The 23253-nt window shown below is 69.5% G+C and carries 13 protein-coding genes, 1 tRNA gene and 2 rRNA genes (1 of these 16 running past the window's edge); 14 read left to right on the forward strand and 2 right to left on the reverse strand.

Annotated elements, in window-relative coordinates; genetic code table 11:
* From OHA30_RS27340 to OHA30_RS27355, 4 genes are all read left to right on the forward strand, one after another.
* Window positions 1-2713 (forward strand): 23S ribosomal RNA (locus OHA30_RS27340); it begins 414 nt to the left of the window's first position.
* Window positions 2714-2805: 92 nt separating this feature from the next.
* Window positions 2806-2922 (forward strand): 5S ribosomal RNA (gene rrf, locus OHA30_RS27345).
* Window positions 2923-3053: 131 nt separating this feature from the next.
* Window positions 3054-3803, forward strand: coding sequence for a DegT/DnrJ/EryC1/StrS family aminotransferase (locus OHA30_RS27350; protein ID WP_328916534.1), 750 nt, complete (start codon window positions 3054-3056; stop codon window positions 3801-3803).
* Between the two features lie 73 nt (window positions 3804-3876).
* Window positions 3877-3949, forward strand: a tRNA-Thr gene (locus tag OHA30_RS27355).
* A 105-nt stretch (window positions 3950-4054) separates the two neighbouring features.
* Here the strand turns inward: OHA30_RS27355 and OHA30_RS27360 are convergent.
* Window positions 4055-6682 (reverse strand): SpoIIE family protein phosphatase, encoded by a 2628-nt coding sequence (locus OHA30_RS27360; protein ID WP_328916535.1) that lies wholly within the window; start codon window positions 6680-6682, stop codon window positions 4055-4057.
* A 314-nt stretch (window positions 6683-6996) separates the two neighbouring features.
* Between OHA30_RS27360 and OHA30_RS27365 the strand changes: the two genes are divergently transcribed.
* The 10 genes from OHA30_RS27365 (at window position 6997) to OHA30_RS27410 (ending at window position 22179) form a co-directional block, all read left to right on the forward strand.
* Complete coding sequence (locus OHA30_RS27365) at window positions 6997-12405, forward strand: HAMP domain-containing protein (RefSeq protein WP_328916536.1); 5409 nt, start codon at window positions 6997-6999, stop codon at window positions 12403-12405.
* 321 nt (window positions 12406-12726) lie between these two features.
* Complete coding sequence (locus OHA30_RS27370; RefSeq protein ID WP_328916537.1) at window positions 12727-13416, forward strand: response regulator; 690 nt, start codon at window positions 12727-12729, stop codon at window positions 13414-13416.
* A 224-nt stretch (window positions 13417-13640) separates the two neighbouring features.
* Window positions 13641-16373 carry a DNA translocase FtsK gene (locus tag OHA30_RS27375; RefSeq protein WP_328916538.1) on the forward strand — a complete coding sequence of 911 codons (2733 nt, stop codon included), beginning with the start codon at window positions 13641-13643 and terminating at the stop codon, window positions 16371-16373.
* Window positions 16374-16621: 248 nt separating this feature from the next.
* Window positions 16622-17428 (forward strand): helix-turn-helix domain-containing protein, encoded by an 807-nt coding sequence (locus tag OHA30_RS27380; protein WP_328916539.1) that lies wholly within the window; start codon window positions 16622-16624, stop codon window positions 17426-17428.
* A gap of 80 nt (window positions 17429-17508) precedes the next feature.
* A complete protein-coding gene (gene rimO / locus OHA30_RS27385) occupies window positions 17509-19029 on the forward strand; it encodes a 30S ribosomal protein S12 methylthiotransferase RimO (RefSeq protein ID WP_328916540.1) in 1521 nt (506 codons plus the stop codon).
* Window positions 19026-19853, forward strand: a complete 828-nt coding sequence (gene pgsA / locus OHA30_RS27390) for a CDP-diacylglycerol--glycerol-3-phosphate 3-phosphatidyltransferase (RefSeq protein WP_328916541.1) — start codon at window positions 19026-19028, stop codon at window positions 19851-19853. Before rimO ends, pgsA begins: the two co-directional genes overlap by 4 nt.
* Window positions 19850-20335 (forward strand): CinA family protein, encoded by a 486-nt coding sequence (locus OHA30_RS27395; RefSeq protein WP_328916542.1) that lies wholly within the window; start codon window positions 19850-19852, stop codon window positions 20333-20335. Before pgsA ends, OHA30_RS27395 begins: the two co-directional genes overlap by 4 nt.
* Before the next feature lie 185 nt (window positions 20336-20520).
* On the forward strand, window positions 20521-20922 hold the full coding sequence (locus OHA30_RS27400; protein ID WP_328916543.1) for a helix-turn-helix domain-containing protein: 402 nt from the start codon (window positions 20521-20523) through the stop codon (window positions 20920-20922).
* A 168-nt stretch (window positions 20923-21090) separates the two neighbouring features.
* On the forward strand, window positions 21091-21561 hold the full coding sequence (locus OHA30_RS27405; RefSeq protein WP_328916544.1) for a Dps family protein: 471 nt from the start codon (window positions 21091-21093) through the stop codon (window positions 21559-21561).
* A gap of 315 nt (window positions 21562-21876) precedes the next feature.
* The gene (locus OHA30_RS27410) at window positions 21877-22179 is read left to right on the forward strand and encodes a hypothetical protein (RefSeq protein WP_328916545.1); all 303 of its coding nucleotides are present in this window, start codon (window positions 21877-21879) and stop codon (window positions 22177-22179) included.
* Window positions 22180-22191: 12 nt separating this feature from the next.
* Here the strand turns inward: OHA30_RS27410 and OHA30_RS27415 are convergent, their stop codons facing one another.
* Window positions 22192-23019: a DNA-formamidopyrimidine glycosylase family protein gene (locus OHA30_RS27415; RefSeq protein WP_328916546.1), complete on the reverse strand. Its 828-nt coding sequence runs from the start codon at window positions 23017-23019 to the stop codon at window positions 22192-22194.
* Window positions 23020-23253: the final 234 nt, after the last annotated feature.

Here is a 23253-nt window from a genome sequence, read left to right on the forward strand (position 1 = left end):
ACCCCCGTAGCTGAAATCTGTACGGCTCTCTTGGAGATCACCCAAGTAGCACAGGGCCCGAGAAATCCTGTGTGAATCTGGCGGGACCACCCGTTAAGCCTAAATATTCCCTGGTGACCGATAGCGGATAGTACCGTGAGGGAATGGTGAAAAGTACCGCGGGAGCGGAGTGAAATAGTACCTGAAACCGTGTGCCTACAAGCCGTGGGAGCGTCGGACGTCGGGCTTTGCTCGATTGTCTCGTGACTGCGTGCCTTTTGAAGAATGAGCCTGCGAGTTTGCGGTGTGTTGCGAGGTTAACCCGTGTGGGGTAGCCGTAGCGAAAGCGAGTCCGAATAGGGCGGTTCAGTAGCACGCTCAAGACCCGAAGCGGAGTGATCTAGCCATGGGCAGGTTGAAGCGGCTGTAAGAGGTCGTGGAGGACCGAACCCACCAGGGTTGAAAACCTGGGGGATGACCTGTGGTTAGGGGTGAAAGGCCAATCAAACTCCGTGATAGCTGGTTCTCCCCGAAATGCATTTAGGTGCAGCGTCGTGTGTTTCTTGCCGGAGGTAGAGCACTGGATAGGCGATGGGCCCTGCCGGGTTACTGACCTTAGCCAAACTCCGAATGCCGGTAAGTGAGAGCGCGGCAGTGAGACTGTGGGGGATAAGCTCCATGGTCGAGAGGGAAACAGCCCAGAGCATCGACTAAGGCCCCTAAGCGTACGCTAAGTGGGAAAGGATGTGGAGTCGCAGAGACAACCAGGAGGTTGGCTTAGAAGCAGCCATCCTTGAAAGAGTGCGTAATAGCTCACTGGTCAAGTGATTCCGCGCCGACAATGTAGCGGGGCTCAAGCGTACCGCCGAAGTCGTGTCATTGCAGCATGTACTCCCAACGGAGGCTGTGATGGGTAGGGGAGCGTCGTGTGCCGGGTGAAGCTGCGCCGGAAGGCAGTGGTGGACGGTTCACGAGTGAGAATGCAGGCATGAGTAGCGATACAAGAGTGGGAAACTCTTGCGCCGATTGACTAAGGGTTCCTGGGTCAAGCTGATCTGCCCAGGGTAAGTCGGGACCTAAGGCGAGGCCGACAGGCGTAGTCGATGGACAACCGGTTGATATTCCGGTACCCGCTTTGAAACGCCCAGTATCGAGCCCATTAATGCTAAGGCCGTGAAGCCGCCTTTGATCTCTTCGGAGTGATGGGGAGTGGTGGAGCCGCTGAACCGAGGTGGTAGTAGGTAAGCGATGGGGTGACGCAGGAAGGTAGTCCAGCCCGGGCGGTGGTTGTCCCGGGGTAAGGGTGTAGCCCGAGAGATAGGCAAATCCGTCTCTTATGAGGGTGAGACCTGATGCCGAGCCGATTGTGGTGAAGTGGATGATCCTATGCTGTCGAGAAAAGCCTCTAGCGAGTTTCATGGCGGCCCGTACCCTAAACCGACTCAGGTGGTCAGGTAGAGAATACCGAGGCGTTCGGGTGAACTATGGTTAAGGAACTCGGCAAAATGCCCCCGTAACTTCGGGAGAAGGGGGGCCACGTCTGGTGAGCACACTTGCTGTGTGAGCTGGGTGTGGCCGCAGAGACCAGCGAGAAGCGACTGTTTACTAAAAACACAGGTCCGTGCGAAGCCGTAAGGCGATGTATACGGACTGACGCCTGCCCGGTGCTGGAACGTTAAGGGGACCGGTTAGTCACATTTCGGTGTGGCGAAGCTGAGAACTTAAGCGCCAGTAAACGGCGGTGGTAACTATAACCATCCTAAGGTAGCGAAATTCCTTGTCGGGTAAGTTCCGACCTGCACGAATGGCGTAACGACTTCTCGACTGTCTCAACCATAGGCCCGGTGAAATTGCATTACGAGTAAAGATGCTCGTTTCGCGCAGCAGGACGGAAAGACCCCGGGACCTTTACTATAGCTTGATATTGGTGTTCGGTTCGGCTTGTGTAGGATAGGTGGGAGACTTTGATATCGCGGCGCCAGCCGTGGTGGAGTCGTCGTTGAAATACCACTCTGGTCGTGCTGGATGTCTAACCTCGGTCCGTGATCCGGATCAGGGACAGTGTCTGGTGGGTAGTTTAACTGGGGCGGTTGCCTCCTAAAGGGTAACGGAGGCGCCCAAAGGTTCCCTCAGCCTGGTTGGCAATCAGGTGTTGAGTGTAAGTGCACAAGGGAGCTTGACTGTGAGACTGACGGGTCGAGCAGGTACGAAAGTAGGGACTAGTGATCCGGCGGTGGCTTGTGGAAGCGCCGTCGCTCAACGGATAAAAGGTACCCCGGGGATAACAGGCTGATCTTCCCCAAGAGTCCATATCGACGGGATGGTTTGGCACCTCGATGTCGGCTCGTCGCATCCTGGGGCTGGAGTCGGTCCCAAGGGTTGGGCTGTTCGCCCATTAAAGCGGTACGCGAGCTGGGTTTAGAACGTCGTGAGACAGTTCGGTCCCTATCCGCTGTGCGCGTTGGAGTCTTGAGAAGGGCTGTCCCTAGTACGAGAGGACCGGGACGGACGAACCTCTGGTGTGCCAGTTGTCCTGCCAAGGGCATGGCTGGTTGGCTACGTTCGGGAGGGATAACCGCTGAAAGCATCTAAGCGGGAAGCCTGCTTCGAGATGAGGGCTCCCACCCACTTGATGGGGTAAGGCTCCCAGTAGACGACTGGGTTGATAGGCCGGATGTGGAAGCCCTGTAAGGGGTGGAGCTGACCGGTACTAATAGGCCGAGGGCTTGTCCTCAGTTGCTCGCGTCCACTGTGTGGTTCTGAAACAACCAGCCACCACACACATTCCTGGTTCATCTGGGGTGTGTGGTGTGTGTTTCATGGTGTTTCGGTGGTCATAGCGTTAGGGAAACGCCCGGTTACATTCCGAACCCGGAAGCTAAGCCTTTCAGCGCCGATGGTACTGCAGGGGGGACCCTGTGGGAGAGTAGGACACCGCCGAACAATTATTGATTGCCTCAACCCCCGAGCTGATGCCCGGGGGTTGAGGCATTTTTGTTGCCCGTTCTCCTCTTGTTCACGTCGTTCAGGGAACCTGGCCGGACGGACAAGCGGAGGTGTGGAACGTGCAGCAGATGACGACTGCCGGCCGACGGCACGGGATCGCTTCGGACATGACGGCCACCGCCCTCCGGGACACCCTGGCGGAGTTGCGGATCGGCAGAGGCGCCGAGGTGATCGTGCCGTCCTTCGGGCCGGGAGCGCCCGCCGACGCCGTACGACTGGCCGGCGCGACACCGGTGTTCGCCGACATAGACCCGCGGACCTTCTGTCTCGACCCGCAGGCCGTCGCCGCCGGCATCACGTCCCGTACGGCCGCGATCGTGCCCGTCAATGTCTTCGGCCACCCGGCGCCCATGGCCCTGCTCGGTGAGCTGGCCGAGCGGTACGGGCTCGCCCTGGTCGAGGAGACCCCTTCGGACGAGGACATGGGGGTCGTCGCCCGTCGCCGGGCCCAAGCGCGGTTCCTGGACTCGGCGTTGACCGGCGTCGTCGTGCCGTACACCAAGCCCGGCGCTCGTCACGTCTACCACCAGTACACCGTGCGGGTGCCGGGCAACGGACGTCCCGACCGCGACGCCTTCGCCGCCGCGCTGGCCGCCCGTGGAGTGCGCGCGACGGTGGCCGTGCCCGTACCGGTGCACCGGATGCCCGCGCACCGGTCGGGGGTCGTGCTGCCGCAGACCGAGGCCGTGGCGGCGGACAGCCTGTCGCTGCCGGTGCACCCGGGGCTCACCCAGCGGGAGTTGACGCGTATCGCCGCCGTCTGCAACGCGCTGGGCGGACTGGTGCGCACCGACTCGCGGAGGTCGGAGCGGGTGTGAGCGGGCGCGAACTCGTCCGCGGAGAGGGTTTCTCCGCACGCCTGTTCATGGGCTAAGATCGTCGTGTCGACGCGCCCCAATAGCTCAGTCGGTAGAGCGTCTCCATGGTAAGGAGAAGGTCTACGGTTCGATTCCGTATTGGGGCTCGGATACGGAAGAGGCCCCCACCGGTTGGTGGGGGCCTCTTTCATGCCCGGATCTCACACCCGGAACGCATGTCGGAATCCCGCGTCCGGACGTCCGCCCGCGGCCTATGTCGTGGGCAGTGCCGGCACCCGCATCGCCAGGATGGCCATGTCGTCCGAGGGCGCGTCCGAGGCGAAGCGCTCCACCGCCCGCTGGATACGGGCCGCGACGGCGCCGGCCGTCAGCCCCGTACAGGTGGCCAGCACGTCCGCCAGGCCGTCGTCGCCGAGCATCCGGCTGCCCTCACGGCGCTCGGTCACGCCGTCCGTGACGCACAGCAGGACATCGCCCGGGTCGAGGGTGACGGTCTGCTCGAACAGCTCCAGGTCGTCCATCACCCCGAGCAGCGGCTGCGGTTCGGTGGCGGGCTCGACCGAGCCGTCCGGGCGCAGTCGCAGCGGCAGCGGGTGTCCGGCGCAGACCATGCGGAGCATCGCGCTGCCGTCGCTCTGGGGCCACAGCTCGCCGTAGAGGAGGGTCAGGAAGCGGCTGCGGGCGCCCTCGTCGAGGATGGCCGCGTTGAGGCGTTCCAGGACCGCGGCGCCGCCGAAGCCCTCGCGGGCGAGCAGGCGCAGGGCGTGGCGGGCCAGTCCGGTGACGGCGGCGGCCTCCGGGCCCGTACCGCAGACGTCGCCGATGGCGAAGCCCCAGCAGCCGTCGCGGATCGGGAAGAGGTCGTAGAAGTCGCCGCCGACCTCGTTGCCCTCCCCGGCCGCGCGGTAGACGACCTCGACCTCGACTCCGGGCACACACGGCAGCTCCGGGGGCAGCAGGCTGCGCTGGAGGGCCTGGCTGATGGCGGTGCGCTCGCTGTAGAGGCGGGCGTTGTCCAGGGCGAGGGCGGCCCGCCGGGACAGGTCCTCGGCGAGTTCGAGGATCTCCTGCCGGAAGCGCTCGTCGGCGGACTTGCCGAGGGTGAGCATGCCGATGACACGGTTGCGCGCCACCAGCGGCAGGACGACCGTCTCGCCGCCGACCGCGGCGGCGGTGGCCAGTGCGACCCCGGGTGTGCTCGGCGGGCGGGCGTTCGCGCCCGAACCGACGCCTAGGCTGCGAAGCGAGGCCCGCAGTGCGCTGGAGTGGGCCGCGTCGGAGGGCGCGGTCCACATGCGGGCGCCCGGGGTCGGGTCCGGGTCGGGCGGCCTGACCTGGGAGAGCAGCGCCTTGATGCCGTCGATGCGGTCCTCGTCCTCATGGAGGACGAAGGCCAGTTCCGGTTCCGACTGCTCGGCGATCGTGTAGACGGCGCACCAGCTGGCCAGGGTGGGCACGGTCATCTGGGCCATCAGTGCCAGCGTCTGGTCCCGCTCCAGGGTGCCCGCGAGCAGGTCGGACGCCTCGACGAGGAAGGAGAGCGAGCCGCGCCTGAGCCGTTCCAGCTCGGTGAGGCGGGCGCTCTCGACGGCCAGCGCGATCCGGTCGGCGGCGAACTGGAGCCGCAGCGCCTCCTGGTTGGAGTAGCGGCCGGGTGCCTCGGCGGCGACGCCGATCGAGCCGGTGAGCCGGCCCTCGACCTTGAGCGGCACGGTGACGACCGAGCGCATGCCGGTGCCGGAGAGCAGCGGTACGGCGCCGGGGACGGACGTCAGGTCCTCGTGCACGGCGGGCATCCGCGCGCTGCCGTAGCGCCCGGTGCCGGCCTCGACGGGGACGCGGGCGAAGCGCTGGCGGGCGGAGGGGAGGCCGGTGGAGGCCCTCACCTCCAGTTCGGTCTCGTCGTCGGTGGCGAGCAGCAGATAGGCGGCGTCGCCGTCGAGCATGTCGCGGGCGCGCTCGACCGTGCGCTGAAGGAGGCTGTCGAGGTCGTCGGGGGCGGGGGAGCCGATGAAGACCTCGAAGGCGTCCGCGGACTTGCCGCGCTGCGACATGCCGCTGTCGGAGGGCGCCGGGCCGCGCGAGGGGGTCTGGAGCACCGCGCGCTCCTCGGCCCGTACCAGCAGCAGGACGGTGGACGGCTCGCCGGCGCTGTCGCGGACCCGCAGGTGGGAGCCGTAGACGGACAGGACACGGCCGTCGCCGCCGCGCAGGCCGTAGGTGCCCTCCCAGCGGGAGAGCTGGAGGGCTTCGGCCAGGCCGATGCCGGTGCCGGGGGTCTGCGGCCAGGCGGTGAGGTCGGCCAGGGACTTGCCGAGCACGGCGTCGGAGGAGTGGCCGAAGAGGTGGGCGGCGTCGTCGTTCCAGCGGGTGACCCGGCCCTGGCGGTCGACCTGGATGACGGCGACCCGGACCCTCTCGTCGGCCAGCGGCAGTTCCGAGGTCGGCAGGACGGGGCTGGTGGAGCGGGTGCCCGCGGGGCGCTCGGGCAGGTCGAGCTGGAACCAGACCTGCTTTCCGGCGCCGGTGTACTCCACGCCCCAGCGGCTGGCCAGGGCGGCGCACAGCAGCAGGCCGCGCCCGCCCTCGTTGTCGGTGTCGCGGAACTGGCGGCCGCGGGTCTGCATGGGCACTTCGCGCTCGGGGTAGTGGTCGGCGACCTCGACCCGTACCGCGGTGTCGTAGCGCAGACACTGCACGTCGGCGGCGGTGCCCGCGTGGACCACGGCGTTGGTGACCAGCTCGCTGGTGAGGACCACGGCGTCGTCCACCACGTCGGCGAAGCCCCAGCCGTGGAGGGTGTCCCGGACGAAGGCGCGGGCGACGGCGACCGACCGCCCCACCGGTTCGAAGGTGGCCGCTGCACGCGCCGTGATCACCGGTCTCCTCGTTGCTCGTGTGTCGGTGGGCGCGCCGACGGCGGTCGTCGACCTGCCGCCGCGCTGCTGGACTGTCACCGGCGGCTCCCCAGACTCCTACGCCCGGCGAGGGGCGGGCAACCCGATGCCAGGTTACTTACCCTTCCGGATCGTGTGTGCGCCGGTTGCTGGTGTTTCCACCCCGAACATGCCCGCAGACTTGTCCGATGCTGCCGAACTGTTATGGCCCGGCGCGGTCGGGGTGAAACACTGGGGATGCTCTCAAGGGCAATCTTGCACATCTGCGGGTCGATCGACCCTCCAGGAGGGACACGGTGGAGTCTGGCGCATCGGCGCGGGGCGCGGTCACGCGTTCCAAGAACGGGCGATCCCGTGGGAGCGGGACCATAGAGGTCGATTCGGCCGCGCTCACCAAGCTGCTCGCGGCGCTGTCCGCGATGCGGGACGGAAACTTCCGCAAGCGGCTGACGGTCTCCGGCGACGGAGTGATGGCGGAGATCGCCGCCGTCTTCAACGAGGTCGCTGACCGCAACCAGCACCTCACCGGAGAGCTGGCCCGGGTCCGGCGGGTCGTGGGCCGGGACGGCAAGCTCACCGAGCGGCTGGAGTCCGGTTCCTCCGAGGGGGCCTGGGCAGCCGCCATCGAGGCGTCGAACGCCCTGGTGGACGATCTGGTCCGGCCGGTGTCCGAAGTCGGCCGGGTGCTGTCCGCGGTCGCCGAGGGAGACCTGGAACAGCGGATGGACCTGCGCGCGCAGAACGCGGACGGCTCCGCGCATCCGCTGCGCGGGGAGTTCCTGAAGGTCGGCCGCACGGTCAACGGCCTGGTCGACCAGCTGTCGGCGTTCACCGACGAGGTCACACGGGTGGCCAGCGAGGTGGGCACCGAGGGCAAGCTGGGCGGGCAGGCGAAGGTCCGGGGCATGTCGGGGTCCTGGAAGGACCTGACGGACTCGGTCAACACCATGGCGTACCGGCTGACCGCCCAGGTGCGCGACATCGCGCTGGTGACGACGGCGGTGGCCAAGGGCGATCTGTCCCGCAAGGTCACCGTGCACGTGGCCGGCGAGATGCTGGAACTGAAGAACACCGTCAACACGATGGTGGACCAGCTGTCCTCCTTCTCCTCCGAGGTGACCCGCGTCGCGCGTGAGGTCGGCACCGAGGGCGAGCTGGGCGGCCAGGCGCAGGTGCCCGGCGTGGCAGGTGTGTGGAAGGACCTGACGGACTCCGTCAACCTGATGGCCGGGAATCTCACGGCCCAGGTGCGGGACATCGCCCAGGTGACGACGGCCGTGGCGAACGGTGACCTGTCGCAGAAGATCACCATCGGGGCGCGCGGCGAGGTCGCGCAGCTCGCCGAGACGATCAACGCGATGACCGAGACGCTGCGTACGTTCGCCGACGAGGTGACTCGGGTGGCGGGCGAGGTCGGCGCCGAGGGGCAGCTCGGTGGCCAGGCTCAGGTGCCGGGCGCCGCGGGGACGTGGAAGGACCTCACCGACTCGGTGAACACCGCCTTCCGCAACCTCACCGCGCAGGTGCGGGACATCGCGCAGGTCACCACGGCCGTGGCCAACGGTGACCTGTCGCAGAAGGTCACGGTCGATGTCTCCGGCGAGATGCTGGAGCTCAAGAACACCGTCAATACGATGGTCGACCAGCTGTCCGCCTTCGGCGCGGAGGTGACGCGGGTAGCGCGTGAGGTCGGTGTCGAGGGCCAGCTGGGCGGTCAGGCTCAGGTGCCGGGGGCGGCGGGTACGTGGAAGGACCTCACCGACTCGGTGAACACCGCCTTCCGCAACCTGACCGGCCAGGTCCGCAACATCGCCCAGGTGACGACGGCGGTCGCCAACGGCGATCTGACGCAGAAGGTCACGGTCGATGTCTCCGGCGAGATGCTGGAGCTCAAGAACACCGTGAACCGGATGGTGGACCAGCTCGGCTCCTTCTCCGCGCAGGTGACGCGGATGGCCCGTGACGTGGGCACCGAGGGACGGCTGGGCGGGCAGGCCCGGGTGGACGGCGTCAGCGGCACCTGGAAGGACCTGACCGACTCCGTCAACTTCATGGCCGGCAATCTGACCTCCCAGGTGCGGCAGATCGCGCAGGTCACGACGGCGGTCGCGCGGGGTGATCTGTCGCAGAAGATCGACGTGGACGCCCGGGGCGAGATCCTTGAGCTGAAGAACACGATCAACACGATGGTCGACCAGCTCTCGTCCTTCGCGGACCAGGTGACCAGGGTCGCGCGTGAGGTGGGTACGGACGGCCGCCTCGGCGGTCAGGCGCAGGTGCCCGGTGTGGCCGGCGTGTGGCGCGACCTGACGGACTCGGTGAACTTCATGGCCGGGAACCTGACCGGCCAGGTCCGCAACATCGCCCAGGTCGCCACGGCGGTCGCGCGAGGTGATCTGTCGCAGAAGATCGACGTGGACGCCAAGGGCGAGATCCTTGAGCTGAAGAACACCCTGAACACCATGGTCGACCAGCTCTCGTCCTTCGCCGAGGAGGTCACCAGGGTGGCCCGTGAGGTGGGCACCGAGGGCATCCTGGGCGGCCAGGCCGAGGTCAAGGGCGTCAGCGGTACGTGGAAGGACCTCACCCAGTCCGTCAACTTCATGGCGAACAACCTGACCAGTCAGGTCCGCAACATCGCCGACGTCACCAACGCGGTGGCCAACGGCGACCTGTCGCGGAAGATCACCGTCGACGCCAAGGGTGAGATCCTCGCGCTGGTCACCACCGTGAACACCATGGTGGACACGCTGTCGGCCTTCGGTGACGAGGTCACGCGCGTCGCCCGTGAGGTGGGTACGGAAGGCCAGCTGGGCGGTCAGGCGCGGGTGCGCGACGTGTCGGGCATCTGGAAGGACCTGACGGAGTCGGTCAACGGCATGGCGTCGAACCTGACCAGTCAGGTGCGGTCGATCTCCTCGGTGGCCACGGCCGTCGCCAACGGCGACCTCACCAAGAAGATCGACGTGGACGCCCGGGGCGAGATCCTGGAACTGAAGAACACCATCAACACGATGGTGGACACCCTCTCCGCCTTCGGTGACGAGGTCACCCGTGTCGCCCGCGAGGTCGGCACGGAGGGCATCCTCGGCGGTCAGGCCCGCGTGCCGGGCGTGGCGGGGACCTGGAAGGACCTGACGGAGTCCGTCAACGGCATGGCGTCCAACCTCACCGGTCAGGTGCGGCAGATCGCCCAGGTGACGACGGCGGTGGCCCGCGGCGACCTGTCCAAGAAGATCGACGTCGACGCGCGCGGCGAGATCCTGGAGCTCAAGACCACCATCAACACCATGGTCGGGCAGCTGTCCGCCTTCGGTGACGAGGTGACCCGGGTGGCCCGAGAGGTGGGCACCGAGGGCCGTCTCGGCGGTCAGGCGCGGGTGCCGGACGTCTCCGGCATCTGGAAGGACCTCACCGAGTCGGTGAACCTGATGGCCAACAACCTGACCAGCCAGGTCCGCAACATCGCGCAGGTCGCGACCGCCGTGACCCGCGGCGATCTGAATCTGCGGATCGACGTGGACGCGGCGGGCGAGATCCTGGAACTCCAGGACTACATCAACACGATGATCGCCAGGCTGCGCGAGACCACGCTCGCCAACAAGGAGCAGGACTGGCTCAAGGGCAACCTGGCCCGGATCTCCGGTCTGATGCAGGGCCGCCGCGATCTGCTGGACGTCGCCACGCTGATCATGAGCGAGCTGACCCCGGTGGTCTCGGCCCAGCACGGCGCCTTCTTCCTCGCCGAGGACACCACCGAGGTGGGGGAGGAGTACGAACTGCGGCTGATCGGCAGCTACGGCTTCTCCAAGCGCACGATGTCGACGGTGTTCCTGCCCGGCGAGGGGCTGATCGGGCAGGCCGCGGTGGAGAAGCGGTCGATCCTGATCGAGCATGTCCCACCGGGTTATCTGAAGATCGTCTCGGGGCTCGGGGAGGCGCCGCCCTCGCATGTGATCGTGCTGCCGGTGCTCTTCGAGGGCCGGGTGCTCGGGGTGATCGAGCTGGCCGCGTTCCAGCCGTTCACGCAGATCCAGAAGGACTTCCTCAACCAGATCACCGACATCATCGCGATCAGCGTCAACACCATCAGTGTGAACACCAAGACCGAGGGCCTGCTCAAGCAGTCCCAGGAGCTGACCGAGCAACTCCAGGAGCGCTCGGCGGAGTTGGAGAGCCGGCAGCGCGCCCTTGAGCTGTCCAACGGCGAGCTGGAGGAGAAGGCCGAGCTGCTGGCCCGGCAGAACCGCGACATCGAGGTGAAGAACACCGAGATCGAGGAGGCCCGGCAGGTCCTGGAGGAGCGCGCCGAGCAGCTCGCGGTCTCGATGCGCTACAAGTCCGAGTTCCTGGCCAATATGTCGCACGAGCTGCGCACCCCGCTCAACTCGCTGCTCATCCTGGCCAAGCTGCTGGCCGACAACGCCGACGGCAATCTGTCGCCCAAGCAGGTCGAGTTCGCCCAGACCATCCACGGCGCGGGCTCCGACCTGCTCCAGCTGATCAACGACATCCTGGACCTGTCCAAGGTCGAGGCCGGCAAGATGGATGTCTCGCCGACCCGTATCGCCCTGGTCCAGCTGGTCGACTACGTGGAGGCGACCTTCCGGCCGCTCACCGCGGAGAAGGGCCTGGACTTCTCGGTGCGGGTCTCGCCGGAGCTTCCGGTGACCCTGCACACCGACGAGCAGCGGCTGCTCCAGGTGCTGCGCAACCTGCTGTCGAACGCGGTGAAGTTCACCGACAGCGGCTCGGTCGAGCTGGTCATCAGACCGGCAGGCGCCGAGGTGCCGCAGTCGATCCGCGAACAGCTGCTGGAGGCGGGCACCCTGCGCGACCCCGATCAGCCGCTGATCGCGTTCTCGGTGACCGACACGGGCATCGGTATCGCGGCGGGCAAGATGCGGGTGATCTTCGAGGCGTTCAAGCAGGCCGACGGCACCACCAGCCGCAAGTACGGCGGTACGGGCCTGGGTCTGTCGATCAGCCGCGAGATCGCCCGGCTGCTCGGCGGGGAGATCCACGCCGACAGCCAGCCCGGCCGCGGCTCGACGTTCACCCTGTATCTGCCGCTCAGCCTGGGCGAGGTGCCGCCCGCGATGCCGCAACTGGGCTCCGGCGGACAGGGCGACGAACACGCGCTGCCCGGCCGTACCCGCAGCCCGGGCAGCAGCCTGGCCCGGCTGCGCCGCCGCTCCGCCCAGCCCGCCCCGCAGCCCGCGGCGGCGAACGGGCAGGCGCACGGCCGGCAGATCGGTCACGGGCAGGTGCACGAACCGTGGGTGGACGAACCGCAGTCGGACGCCTACCCCGGCTTCACCGGCGGCTTCCACGGTGAGAAGGTGCTGATCGTCGACGACGACATCCGCAATGTCTTCGCGCTCACCAGTGTTCTGGAACAGCACGGACTGACCGTGCTGTACGCGGAGAACGGCCGTGAGGGCATCGAAGTCCTGGAGCAGTACGACGACATCGCCGTGGTGCTGATGGACATCATGATGCCCGAGATGGACGGATACGCGACGACGACGGCGATCAGGAAGATGCCGCAGTTCGCCGGGCTGCCGATCATCGCCCTGACCGCCAAGGCGATGAAGGGAGACCGGGAGAAGAGCATCGACTCGGGTGCGTCGGATTATGTGACGAAGCCGGTGGATACCGACCACCTGCTGACACTCATGGAACAGTGGATGCACGCACGCTGATCCGACCCGCGGACGTCATGAGTGACGGTGTCCCGGCCGCCGAACGCCTGCTGGCCGGCCGGGGCCCTGATCTTTTGCCGACTCGTGTGTCTGATGAGGTGTGAGCACGGCGGAATCTGGGAACCTTCTGGTCTCCGCCGGCGTTTCCGGTGTGTAGTGAGTGACCTGGCGGTAACAGGGTGTGGCGAACGGCGGGGTGCGGCTACCATGACCGGCACAAGGACGGGCGGCACGACGGAGCTGTCCCCGGGGGCGGCGACCGGCGCTTCCGCCGGCGTTTCGCGCCGGGGAGGCCCCATGCCGGGGCGAGGAGGGCGTGGCGTGGTGCAGAAGGCCAAGATCCTCCTGGTCGATGACCGGCCGGAGAATCTGCTGGCGCTGGAGGCGATCCTCTCGGCGCTCGATCAGACACTGGTACGGGCATCGTCCGGGGAGGAAGCGCTCAAAGCGCTGCTCACCGACGATTTCGCGGTGATCCTGCTCGATGTCCAGATGCCGGGCATGGACGGGTTCGAGACCGCGGCGCACATCAAACGGCGGGAGCGGACCCGGGACATCCCGATCATCTTCCTCACCGCCATCAACCACGGCCCGCACCACACCTTCCGGGGCTACGCGGCCGGTGCGGTCGACTACATCTCCAAGCCGTTCGACCCCTGGGTGCTGCGCGCCAAGGTGTCGGTGTTCGTCGACCTCTACATGAAGAACTGCCAGCTGCGGGAGCAGGCGGCGCTGCTGCGGCTCCAGTTGGAGCAGGGCGTGCCGGCCACCGCCGGGTCCAACGGCGGCAGGGAGCCGGTGGGGCTGCTGGCCGAACTGTCCGCGCGGCTCGCCGCGGTGGAGGAGCAGGCCGAGGCGCTGAGCAAGCAGCTCAACGAGTCGGCGGACGGAGCCGCGGTGGCCACCGCCGCGCATCTGGAGCGCAAACTCACCGGGCTGCGGCGCGCCCTGGACGCGCTGGACCCGGGCAACGGTAACGGCGGCGTCGTCAGGCAGCCCGGCTCCGAGTGAGGCCGCCTCCCGACTGACGGGCGGCCGCGCCGGCCTCCAGTGGACGTCTCCGGCGGGAAGTGAGCCACCCCGGTCCGCTGCGGCCGGGGCCGGTTCAGACGAAAGAGTGAGCGTCGGGCCCTGGTTGACGCGACGTCAATCAGGCAGTCGCGGCGGACCGACACGAACGGGCGTATCCATGTGCGGGCGTGTCCCCCGATCACAAGGGCGGTAACCTCGGCACCATGGCCTCCCGTACGTCCGGCACCGCCAAGAAATCCCCGGCGAAGCCTCCGGCCAAGAAAACCGCGGCGAAGAAGCCCGCGGCGAAAGGCGCTGCCGCGAAACCGCCTGCCAAGAAGGCGGCAGCGGCCAAACCCGTGCCCAATCCCGCGCCGAAGCCCGCCCCTTCACCGACCAACGGCCTCTACCGCCTGGTGCGCGCCCTGTGGCTCGGGATCGCCCACGGCATCGGCGCGCTCTTCCGCGGCATAGGGCGCGGGGCGCGCGGCCTGGACCCGGCACACCGCAAGGACGGCCTGGCCCTGCTGCTGCTCGGGCTGACCCTGGTGGTCGCCGCGGGCACCTGGTCCAATCTGCGCGGGCCGGTCGGCGACCTGGTGGAGATGCTGGTCACCGGTGCCTTCGGCCGCCTCGACCTGCTGGTGCCCTTCCTGCTCGGCGCCGTCGCGGTGCGGCTGATGCGTCACCCCGAGCAGCCCGAGGCCAACGGCCGGATCGTGATCGGCCTGTCCGCGCTGATCATCGGCGCGCTCGGGCTGGTCCACATGGCGTGCGGCTCCCCCAGCCGCGACCAGGGCGCCGAGGCGATGCGCGAGGCGGGCGGCCTGATCGGCTGGGCGGCCGCGTCCCCGCTGCTCTACACCGTCGGCGCGGCCCTCGCCGTGCCGCTGCTGCTGCTCTTCACCGTCTTCGGGCTGCTGGTCGTCACCGCCACCCCGGTCAACCACATCCCGCACCGGCTGCGGCAGGCCGGCACCAGGTTGGGCCTGTACGCGGCCCCGCCGGACCCCGAGGCCGTACCGCTGGACGAGTTCTTCGACGACGAGCGGGACGACTCCGCCGACGAGGAGGACGGGTCGCCGGTGCGGCGGCTGCCGGCGCGCTTCACCAAGCCCCCGGCCGACCCCGGCGCGCAGCCGTACGACGTGGACCGGGACCCGGCCCTCGACAGCGCCGAGGAGCCCCGGCCGCGCCGCAGGCCCCGCCGCCGCGCGGAGTCGCCGGCCGGTGCGACGGACGGGCCCGACGCCGTGGACGTGGCCGCCGCCGCGGCCGCCGCGCTCGACGGGGCCGTGCTGCACGGTGTGCAGCCCTCCCCGCTGGTCGCCGACCTCACCAGCCGGGTCAGAAAGCAGGTGCCCGCCGCCCGCGCGCAGGACACCGACAACGGCGGGGCGGCCGTCCCCGACCTCACCAAGCCCGCGCCCGACCCCTCGGCGCCGCTGCCGCCGCGCGCCGAGCAGCTCCAGCTCTCCGGCGACATCACCTACGCCCTGCCCTCCCTCGACCTGCTGGAGCGCGGCGGCCCCGGCCGTACCCGCAGCGCGGCCAACGACGCGGTGGTCGCCTCGCTGTCCCAGGTCTTCAAGGAGTTCAAGGTCGACGCGGTGGTCACCGGCTTCACCCGCGGCCCGACGGTGACCCGCTACGAGGTCGAACTCGGCGCCGCCGTGAAGGTCGAGCGGATCACCGCGCTGGCCAAGAACATCGCCTACTCGGTGGCCAGCCCGGACGTCCGGATCATCAGCCCGATCCCCGGCAAGTCCGCGGTCGGCATCGAGATCCCCAACAGCGACCGCGAGATGGTCAACCTCGGCGACGTACTGCGCTCGGCCGAGGCCGCCGGCGAGGTCCACCCCATGACCGTCGCGCTCGGCAAGGACGTCGAGGGCGGCTACGTCATGGCCAATCTGGCCCGGATGCCGCACGTCCTGGTGGCAGGCGCCACCGGCTCCGGCAAGTCCTCGTGCATCAACTGCCTGATCACCTCGATCATGGCCCGCGCCACGCCCGACGAGGTCCGGATGGTGCTGGTCGACCCCAAGCGCGTCGAGCTGACCGCCTACGAGGGCATCCCGCACCTGATCACGCCCATCATCACCAACCCCAAGCGGGCCGCCGAGGCCCTGCAGTGGGTCGTGCGCGAGATGGACCTGCGCTACGACGACCTCGCCGCCTACGGCTTCCGGCACATCGACGACTTCAACGCCGCCGTGCGCTCGGGGAAGGCCAGGACGCCCGAGGGCAGCGAACGCGAGCTGACGCCGTACCCCTATCTGCTGGTCATCGTGGACGAGCTGGCCGACCTGATGATGGTCGCGCCGCGCGACGTGGAGGACTCCATCGTCCGGATCACCCAGCTCGCCCGCGCGGCCGGCATCCACCTGGTGCTGGCCACCCAGCGGCCCAGCGTCGACGTGGTCACCGGACTGATCAAGGCCAATGTGCCCTCGCGGCTCGCCTTCGCCACCTCCTCGCTCGCCGACAGCCGGGTCATCCTCGACCAGCCGGGCGCCGAGAAGCTGATCGGAAAAGGTGACGGTCTGTTCCTGCCCATGGGCGCGAACAAGCCGATCCGTATGCAGGGCGCCTTCGTCACCGAGGAGGAGGTCGCCAAGGTCGTCGACCACTGCAAGGCCCAGCTCACCCCCCGCTACCGCACGGACGTCACCGTCGGCAGCGGGCCCAAGAAGGAGATCGACGAGGAGATCGGCGACGACCTCGACCTGCTGTGCCAGGCCGCGGAGCTGGTGGTCTCCACGCAGTTCGGCTCGACCTCGATGCTCCAGCGCAAGCTGCGGGTCGGATTCGCCAAGGCCGGCCGGCTGATGGACCTGATGGAGTCGCGCGGCATCGTCGGCCCGAGCGAGGGTTCCAAGGCGCGTGATGTCATGGTCAAGGCCGACGAGCTGGACGGGGTGCTGACCGAGATCCGCGGCGGCGGCCCGACCTAGTGCGCACGGGCGGCCGCCCCCGTACGGGTGAATCGGCCGCCCCGCACGAATGGCCCCGCCGCACGAATGACGTCCCGGAAGTCGGGCACGTTACGGGGCAACCGTTTCTCCTGTTCGTACGTCAAGTTGATACAGCGGGACGACTGCCCGAGTGGCCCACAAAAGCAGGCCGTCCGCTTGCCCCCGCGTTTTGTACCGCCCCTAGACTGAACTTCCAGCAGGTGGCTGCACGCTCGAAAGGCGCCCTCGTGTCCATCGGCAACTCGCCCTCCGCCGACCGTCCTTCCGTCGGCCGCGCCCTCGCCCAGGCCCGTATCGCCGCCGGTCTGTCCATCGACCACGTCGGCACCAGCACCCGGGTGCGGGTCCCGATCCTCCAGTCCATCGAGCAGGACGACTTCTCCCGCTGCGGCGGCGACGTCTACGCGCGCGGCCATATCCGCACCATCGCCCGGGCCGTCGGACTCGATCCGGAACCGCTGGTCGAGCAGTACGTCGCCGAGCACGGCAGCACGATCGAGCCGGTGCCCGTGGCGCCGCTGTACGAGGCCGAGCGCATCCGCTCCGAGCCGCGCCGGCCCAACTGGACCGCCGCCATGGTCGCCGCGATCGTCGCCGTCGTGGGCTTCGTCGGCTTCACCCTGGTCCACAGCGGCGGCAGCGGGGACAAGACCACCGCGGCCCCGACCACCTCGGCCTCCAAGACCGCCACGGCGTCGGCCACCACCCCGGCGCAGGGCAGCGGGGTGTCGAAACCCCAGCCGTCCGGCAGCGCGATCGCCGCCGCGCCGCCCGGGAAGGTCACCGTCAAGGCCAGCGCGGAGAGCGGCACCAGCTGGATCCAGGCCACCGACGGCAATGGAAAGCAGCTCTTCCAGGACTCCCTGAAGAAGGGCGAGTCCAAGACCTGGACCGCCGACAAGCAGATCAGGCTCGTCGTCGGCAACGCCGGAGCCGTGCAGCTCTTCGTCAACGGCAAGGACCTCGGCCCGGCCGGTACCAAGGGCCAGGTCGTACGGCTGACCTACACCCCGGGCGACCCGACCCAGGGATGAGCGCGGGACACACCACGGGCGGGGTGTGCGAGCGGCCGTAGGCGAGCGGGCGGCGAGGGCGGGACGGGTACTCTGGGCTCATGCCCGAACCCCGTACCGTCGCTCTTGTCACGCTCGGCTGCGCCCGCAATGAGGTGGACTCGGAGGAACTCGCCGGCCGGCTCGCGGCGGACGGCTGGCGACTGGTCGACGACGCCTCCGACGCCGAGGTGGCGGTGGTGAACACCTGCGGCTTCGTCGACGCCGCCAAGAAGGACTCGGTGGACGCCCTGCTGGAGGCCAACGACCTCAAGGCGCACGGCCGCACCAAGGCCGTCGTCGCCGTGGGCTGCATGGCCGAGCGGTACGGCAAGGAGCTGGCCGACGCGCTGCCGGAGGCCGACGGGGTCCTGGGCTTCGACGACTACGCGGACATCTCCGACCGGCTGCGGACGATCCTGGCCGGCGGGGTGCACGCCGCCCACACCCCCCGCGACCGGCGCAAGCTGCTGCCGATCAGCCCCGCTGAGCGGCAGCAGGCGACGGTGGCACTGCCCGGGCACGCGCAGACCGCCGACGTGACCGAACCGGTCGGGCCGGTCGCGGACCTGGCCGACCTGCCCGAGGGCGTCGCCCCCGCGTCGGGGCCGCGGGCCCCGCTGCGCCGCCGGCTGGACTCCGGGCCTGTCGCCTCCGTGAAGCTCGCCTCCGGGTGCGACCGGCGCTGCTCCTTCTGCGCGATCCCGTCCTTCCGCGGCTCCTTCATCTCCCGCCGCCCCTCCGACGTCCTCGGCGAGACCCGCTGGCTGGCCGGACAGGGCGTCAAGGAGGTCATGCTCGTCAGCGAGAACAACACCTCCTACGGCAAGGATCTCGGCGACATCCGCCTGCTGGAGACGCTGCTGCCCGAACTGGCCGCCGTCGAGGGCATCGAGCGGATCCGGGTCAGCTATCTGCAGCCCGCCGAGATGCGGCCCGGCCTGATCGACGTGCTCACCTCGACGCCGGGCGTCGTGCCGTACTTCGACCTGTCCTTCCAGCACTCGGCGCCCGCCGTGCTGCGCGCGATGCGGCGCTTCGGCGACACCGACCGCTTCCTGGAACTGCTGGACTCGATCCGCGCCAAGGCCCCCGAAGCCGGTGTGCGGTCCAACTTCATCGTCGGCTTCCCCGGCGAGACGGAGGCCGACCTCGCGGAGCTGGAGCGCTTCCTCGGCGCGGCGCGGCTGGACGCCATCGGGGTGTTCGGCTACTCCGACGAGGACGGCACCGAGGCGGCGACGTACGCGGACAAGCTCGACGAGGATGTGGTCGCCGCTCGGCTCGCCCGGGTCTCGCGGCTGGCCGAGGAGCTGACCGCCCAGCGCGCCGAGGAGCGCCTCGGCGCCACGGTGACCGTCCTGGTCGAGGCCGTGGACGAGGAGACCGGCGAGGTCACCGGCCGGGCCGACCACCAGGCGCCCGAGACCGACGGCCAGGTCGTACTGGAACCGATCGGCGACTGGCAGCCGGTGCCCGGGACCTTCGTCACGGCGAAGGTGACCGGGACGGAGGGCGTCGACCTGATCGCCGAGCCGCTGGGCGTGCAGGGGGCGGACTGTGCCGAGGGGGTGGGCAGATGACGGGAGCCTCCCCCTCACCCGCCCCCGACCATCTCGGCGACCCGGCCGTGCACACGGCCGGCCTGTGGAATGTCGCGAATCTGCTGACGATGGCCCGCCTGGTGCTGGTACCGGGCTTCGTCCTGCTGCTCGTGCACGGCGACGGCCACGACCCGGCCTGGCGCTCCTTCGCCTGGGCGGCGTTCGCCGTCGCCATGATCACCGACCTCTTCGACGGGGAGCTGGCCCGCCGCTACGGCCTCGTCACGGACTTCGGCAAGATCGCCGACCCGATCGCCGACAAGGCGATCATGGGCGCGGCGCTGGTCGGACTGTCGGCGCTGGGCGATCTGCCCTGGTGGGTGACGATCGTCATCCTCGTACGGGAGCTCGGGATCACGCTGATGCGGTTCTGGGTGATCCGGCACGGGGTGATTCCGGCCAGCCGGGGCGGGAAGCTCAAGACGCTCACACAGGGCGTCGCGGTGGGCATGTACATCCTCGCGCTGACCGGGCCGCTGGCGACGACCAGGGCCTGGCTGATGGGGCTCGCGGTGCTGCTGACCGTCGGGACCGGCCTGGACTACGTGCGGCAGGCGGTCGTCCTGCGCCGGGCCGGGCTGGCGGCGGAGGCGGCGGCGCGCACGGCGGAGCCGGGGCTTCCCGGGGGCGCCGCGGCCGCGGCCGAGCCGCTGGGGGCCGAGGGGGCCGTCGTGGAGCAGATCGCGGCGGAGCAGGTTGCCGCGGAGTCGGCCGTGGCGGAGCCCGCGGTCGGCGGGGCGACGGTGGCCGGTCCCGGGCTTGTCGAGCCGGCCGGTGACCACGAGCGGCAGCGCGGCGCGTGAGCGCGGCCGCCGACGTCCTGCGGCTGCTGGACGAGCGCGGGGCGACCGTGGCCGTCGCCGAGTCCCTCACCGGCGGTCTGGTGGCCGCCGAGCTGGCCTCGGTGCCCGGCGCGTCGCGTACCTTCCGGGGCTCGGTGACGGCCTACGCGACCGCGCTCAAGCACGAGCTCCTCGGAGTGGACGCCTCACTGCTGGCCGCGCGCGGCGCGGTGGACGCCCAGGTGGCGCGCGAGATGGCCGAGGGCGTACGGGACCGGCTCGGAGCGGACTGGGGCGCCTCGACCACGGGCGTCGCGGGGCCCGACCCGCAGGACGGGCAGCCGGTGGGCACCGTGTATGTGGCCGTCGCGGGCCCGGACGGCACGGTGGTCTCCTCCTTGCGCCTGACCGGCGACCGTACCGCGATCCGCACCTCCTCCGTGACAGCTCTACTGGAACTGCTCGCACGGGAGTTGCGAAGGAGTACGGTTGCGGGTCCGTAGCCGGGACAGGCGACGGAATAACGCTCCCAGGACGCGTCCGGGGGCGCGGGACAGGGAAGAAGACAGGGAGCAGGGATGTTTGCAGCCCTGAGTGAACACGTCTTTGCTCCCCGCACGGCCGGTGCCCGAGGCGGTACGGTGGGGCGAGAAGGATGCGGTAACACGGTCCGAGGAGGGAGCCACCGATGATCCTGCTCCGTCGCCTGCTGGGTGACGTGCTGCGTCGGCAGCGCCAGCGCCAGGGCCGTACCCTGCGTGAGGTCTCCTCATCCGCCCGGGTCTCACTCGGGTATCTGTCCGAGGTCGAACGGGGGCAGAAGGAGGCGTCCTCCGAACTGCTCTCGGCGATCTGCGACGCTTTGGACGTGCCGATGTCCGAGGTGATGCGCGAGGTCAGCGACGATCTGTCGCTCGCCGAGCTGGCAGAGTCGGCTGCCGCCGAGACCACCGCCGCGCCGATGCGGCCCCTGCTGGGCGCGGTCACGTCCGTCACTTCCGTCACATCCGTGGCGTCCACCTCGGACGAACGGATCACGATCAAGGCACCCAAGAAGTCCGCCGAGGCTGTCGACGTCGTCGCCGCCTGAGGTACGCGAGCGGTCTGCCCGTCAAAGCGCGGCGGCCCCGTCCGGGAGTGATCCCGGCGGGGCCGCCGCGCTTTTGCCATGTGTGGGGCGGCGAGGCAGGGTAGGCGCAGGGGGGTCAGCACGGGACCAAACGGACCTGATGGCGTCGATCCGCGAGGAGACAAACGCATGACTGTCGTGAAGAGCCCCCTGCCCGAGTCGGCCCGCAAGAGCGTGGGAGAAGCCCTCCAGGGCTCACTGGTCGATCTGATCGACCTCTCCCTGCTCGCCAAGCAGGTGCACTGGAACGTCATCGGCCCCCGCTTCCGCTCCATCCACCTCCAACTGGACGAGGTCGTGGAGACCGCCCGGCTGGCCTCCGACACGGTCGCCGAACGGGCCTCCGCGATCGGCGTCTCCGCCGACGGGCGCGCGGGCACGGTGGCCAAGACCAGCGGCATCGACACGGTGACGGACGGCTGGGTCAAGGACGGCGAGGTGGTGGACATCCTCGTCGCCGCCCTGGACGTGACCATCACTCGAATGAGGGAACGGATCGCGGCCACTGATGTGCCCGACCCGGTCACACAGGACATTCTCATTGGAATCACCGCAGATCTGGAGAAATACCACTGGATGTTCCAGGCGGAGAACGTCTGAGGGGCTGTGCGCGCCTTCGGTGTGCGGCTTCGGAGGGCCGGGGGCGGGGCGGCGGTGTCGGCCGCGGCGGGGGCCGGGCATGGAGGCGGGCTTCGAGCCGGGCTTGGGGCGGGGGACGGGCCGGGGTCGCCGGCCGGGGCGGGGCTGCCGTCCCGGCCTGAGGCGGGACCGGGGGCGCCGAGGTCGTTGTCCGGGCTGGAGCGTGGGGTCGGCAGGGGCGGTCCGGCGCCGGGCGGTCGGTGCGGCCGCGGGCGGATGCCCGGCCGTACGCGGTCCGGCGCTCGGTTCCGCCTGGCGGTCCGGCGGCGTGCGGCGATGGCGGCCGGCGCGGTCGGCGGGGCGCTGTGGTGGTGGGCCGCGCTGCGGTTCGCCGTACGGCCGGACGCCGCCGAGGCGTGGGAGGGCGTCTTGGCCGCGGGCGGCTGGGGTCTCGGGCTGATACCGCTGCACGCCGTACCGCTGCGGCGGCGGCGCGCCGCCGATCGGCCGGGGGCGTCGTCGGTCGGCGAGCGGGTGGGCTTCGCGGGCGTGAGCGCGGGGGCGGGGGCGGGTGCGGGCGTGGGTGAGAGCGAGGGCGAGCGCACGGGCGGTGGTACGGGCGCCGCCGGGGGCGGGTGAGGTGCGGTCCGGTCAGCCGGGGCCGGGTGGATTGCCGCCGTTGGGGTGCGGGCCCGGGCCGCGCTGGCAGCGCGGACACCAGTACGCGACCCGGCTCTCGTCCGGCAGACCATGGCGTGCGGCCCTGACGGAGCTGCCGCAGCGCAGGCACGGCTGGTGCTCTCGGCCGTAGACCCAGTGCGTCCGGCCGCGCCGGGTGTCCCCGGTCGTCACATGGCCCGGGCGGGCCTTGTTCGCCTCCAGCAGCCGCTTCGCCAGCGCGACCAGCTTCTCCGGGGCCGTGACCTCCCCGACCGGCGTCCACGGCGTCACCCCGCGCAGAAAACACAGCTCCGCCACATAGACATTGCCGATCCCGGCGAGATTGCGCTGGTCGAGCAGTGCTTCGCCGAGCTGGCGGGCCGGGTCCGAGGCCAGCGAGGCGAGTGCCCGGGCCGGATTCCAGTCCGGACCGAGCAGATCGGGACCCAGATGGCCTACCGTCCCGCTTTCCTCCGCCGTCGGCAGCAGCTCCAGCACCGGCAGCCGGTAACCGACGGCCGTCCTCGTCCCGGCCTCCAGAACCGCTCGGACCTGGTGGTCGGGGCCACCACGCCAACGCTCGCCCGGCCCGTAGAGGTGCCAGGCACCGTCCATTCGCAGATGACAGTGGAGCGTCAGAGCTCCGTCCAGCCGGAACATCAGGTGCTTGCCGCGCGGCACCACCTCCAGCAGCCGTCGTCCCACCAGGTCCACGGTGGCCAGCCGTGGCACGCGCAGATCCGCCCGCAGCAGCGTCCGGTCGGCCAGCGCCGCGTGCAGTCGGTGAGCGGTCAGCCAGACCGTGTCTCCTTCAGGCACCCGTCCATGATGGCGCGCCCACCGCACGAACGGCGCCGGGCCCCGCGCCGCGGGCCGCTTGTCCGGGGCGCCATTCTCCCGGCCGCGTCCGAGCTGGGCCGTGTGACGCACCCGGTGCTGCTTCGGGCCGCGCGCGTCTTTGGCCGGGTGGCACCTCGTGGTGCTGGCCGGCTGTTCGGGGCGCAGGGCTGTGTCCGGGGCCGACGCCGGGCCACGTACCTCGACGTTGCTTCG

This window comes from Streptomyces sp. NBC_00223 (assembly GCF_036199905.1).
GTDB lineage: Bacteria > Actinomycetota > Actinomycetes > Streptomycetales > Streptomycetaceae > Actinacidiphila.

What these genes read in the sequence shown, in the direction of transcription:
- OHA30_RS27350 (WP_328916534.1), top strand. Translation starts at nt 3,054, where the DNA reads ATGACGACTGCCGGCCGACGGCACGGGATCGCTTCGGACATGACGGCC.
- OHA30_RS27405 (WP_328916544.1), top strand. Translation starts at nt 21,091, where the DNA reads ATGACTGTCGTGAAGAGCCCCCTGCCCGAGTCGGCCCGCAAGAGCGTG.
- OHA30_RS27410 (WP_328916545.1), top strand. Translation starts at nt 21,877, where the DNA reads ATGGCGGCCGGCGCGGTCGGCGGGGCGCTGTGGTGGTGGGCCGCGCTG.
- OHA30_RS27400 (WP_328916543.1), top strand. Translation starts at nt 20,521, where the DNA reads ATGATCCTGCTCCGTCGCCTGCTGGGTGACGTGCTGCGTCGGCAGCGC.
- OHA30_RS27375 (WP_328916538.1), top strand. Translation starts at nt 13,641, where the DNA reads ATGGCCTCCCGTACGTCCGGCACCGCCAAGAAATCCCCGGCGAAGCCT.
- pgsA (WP_328916541.1), top strand. Translation starts at nt 19,026, where the DNA reads ATGACGGGAGCCTCCCCCTCACCCGCCCCCGACCATCTCGGCGACCCG.
- rimO (WP_328916540.1), top strand. Translation starts at nt 17,509, where the DNA reads ATGCCCGAACCCCGTACCGTCGCTCTTGTCACGCTCGGCTGCGCCCGC.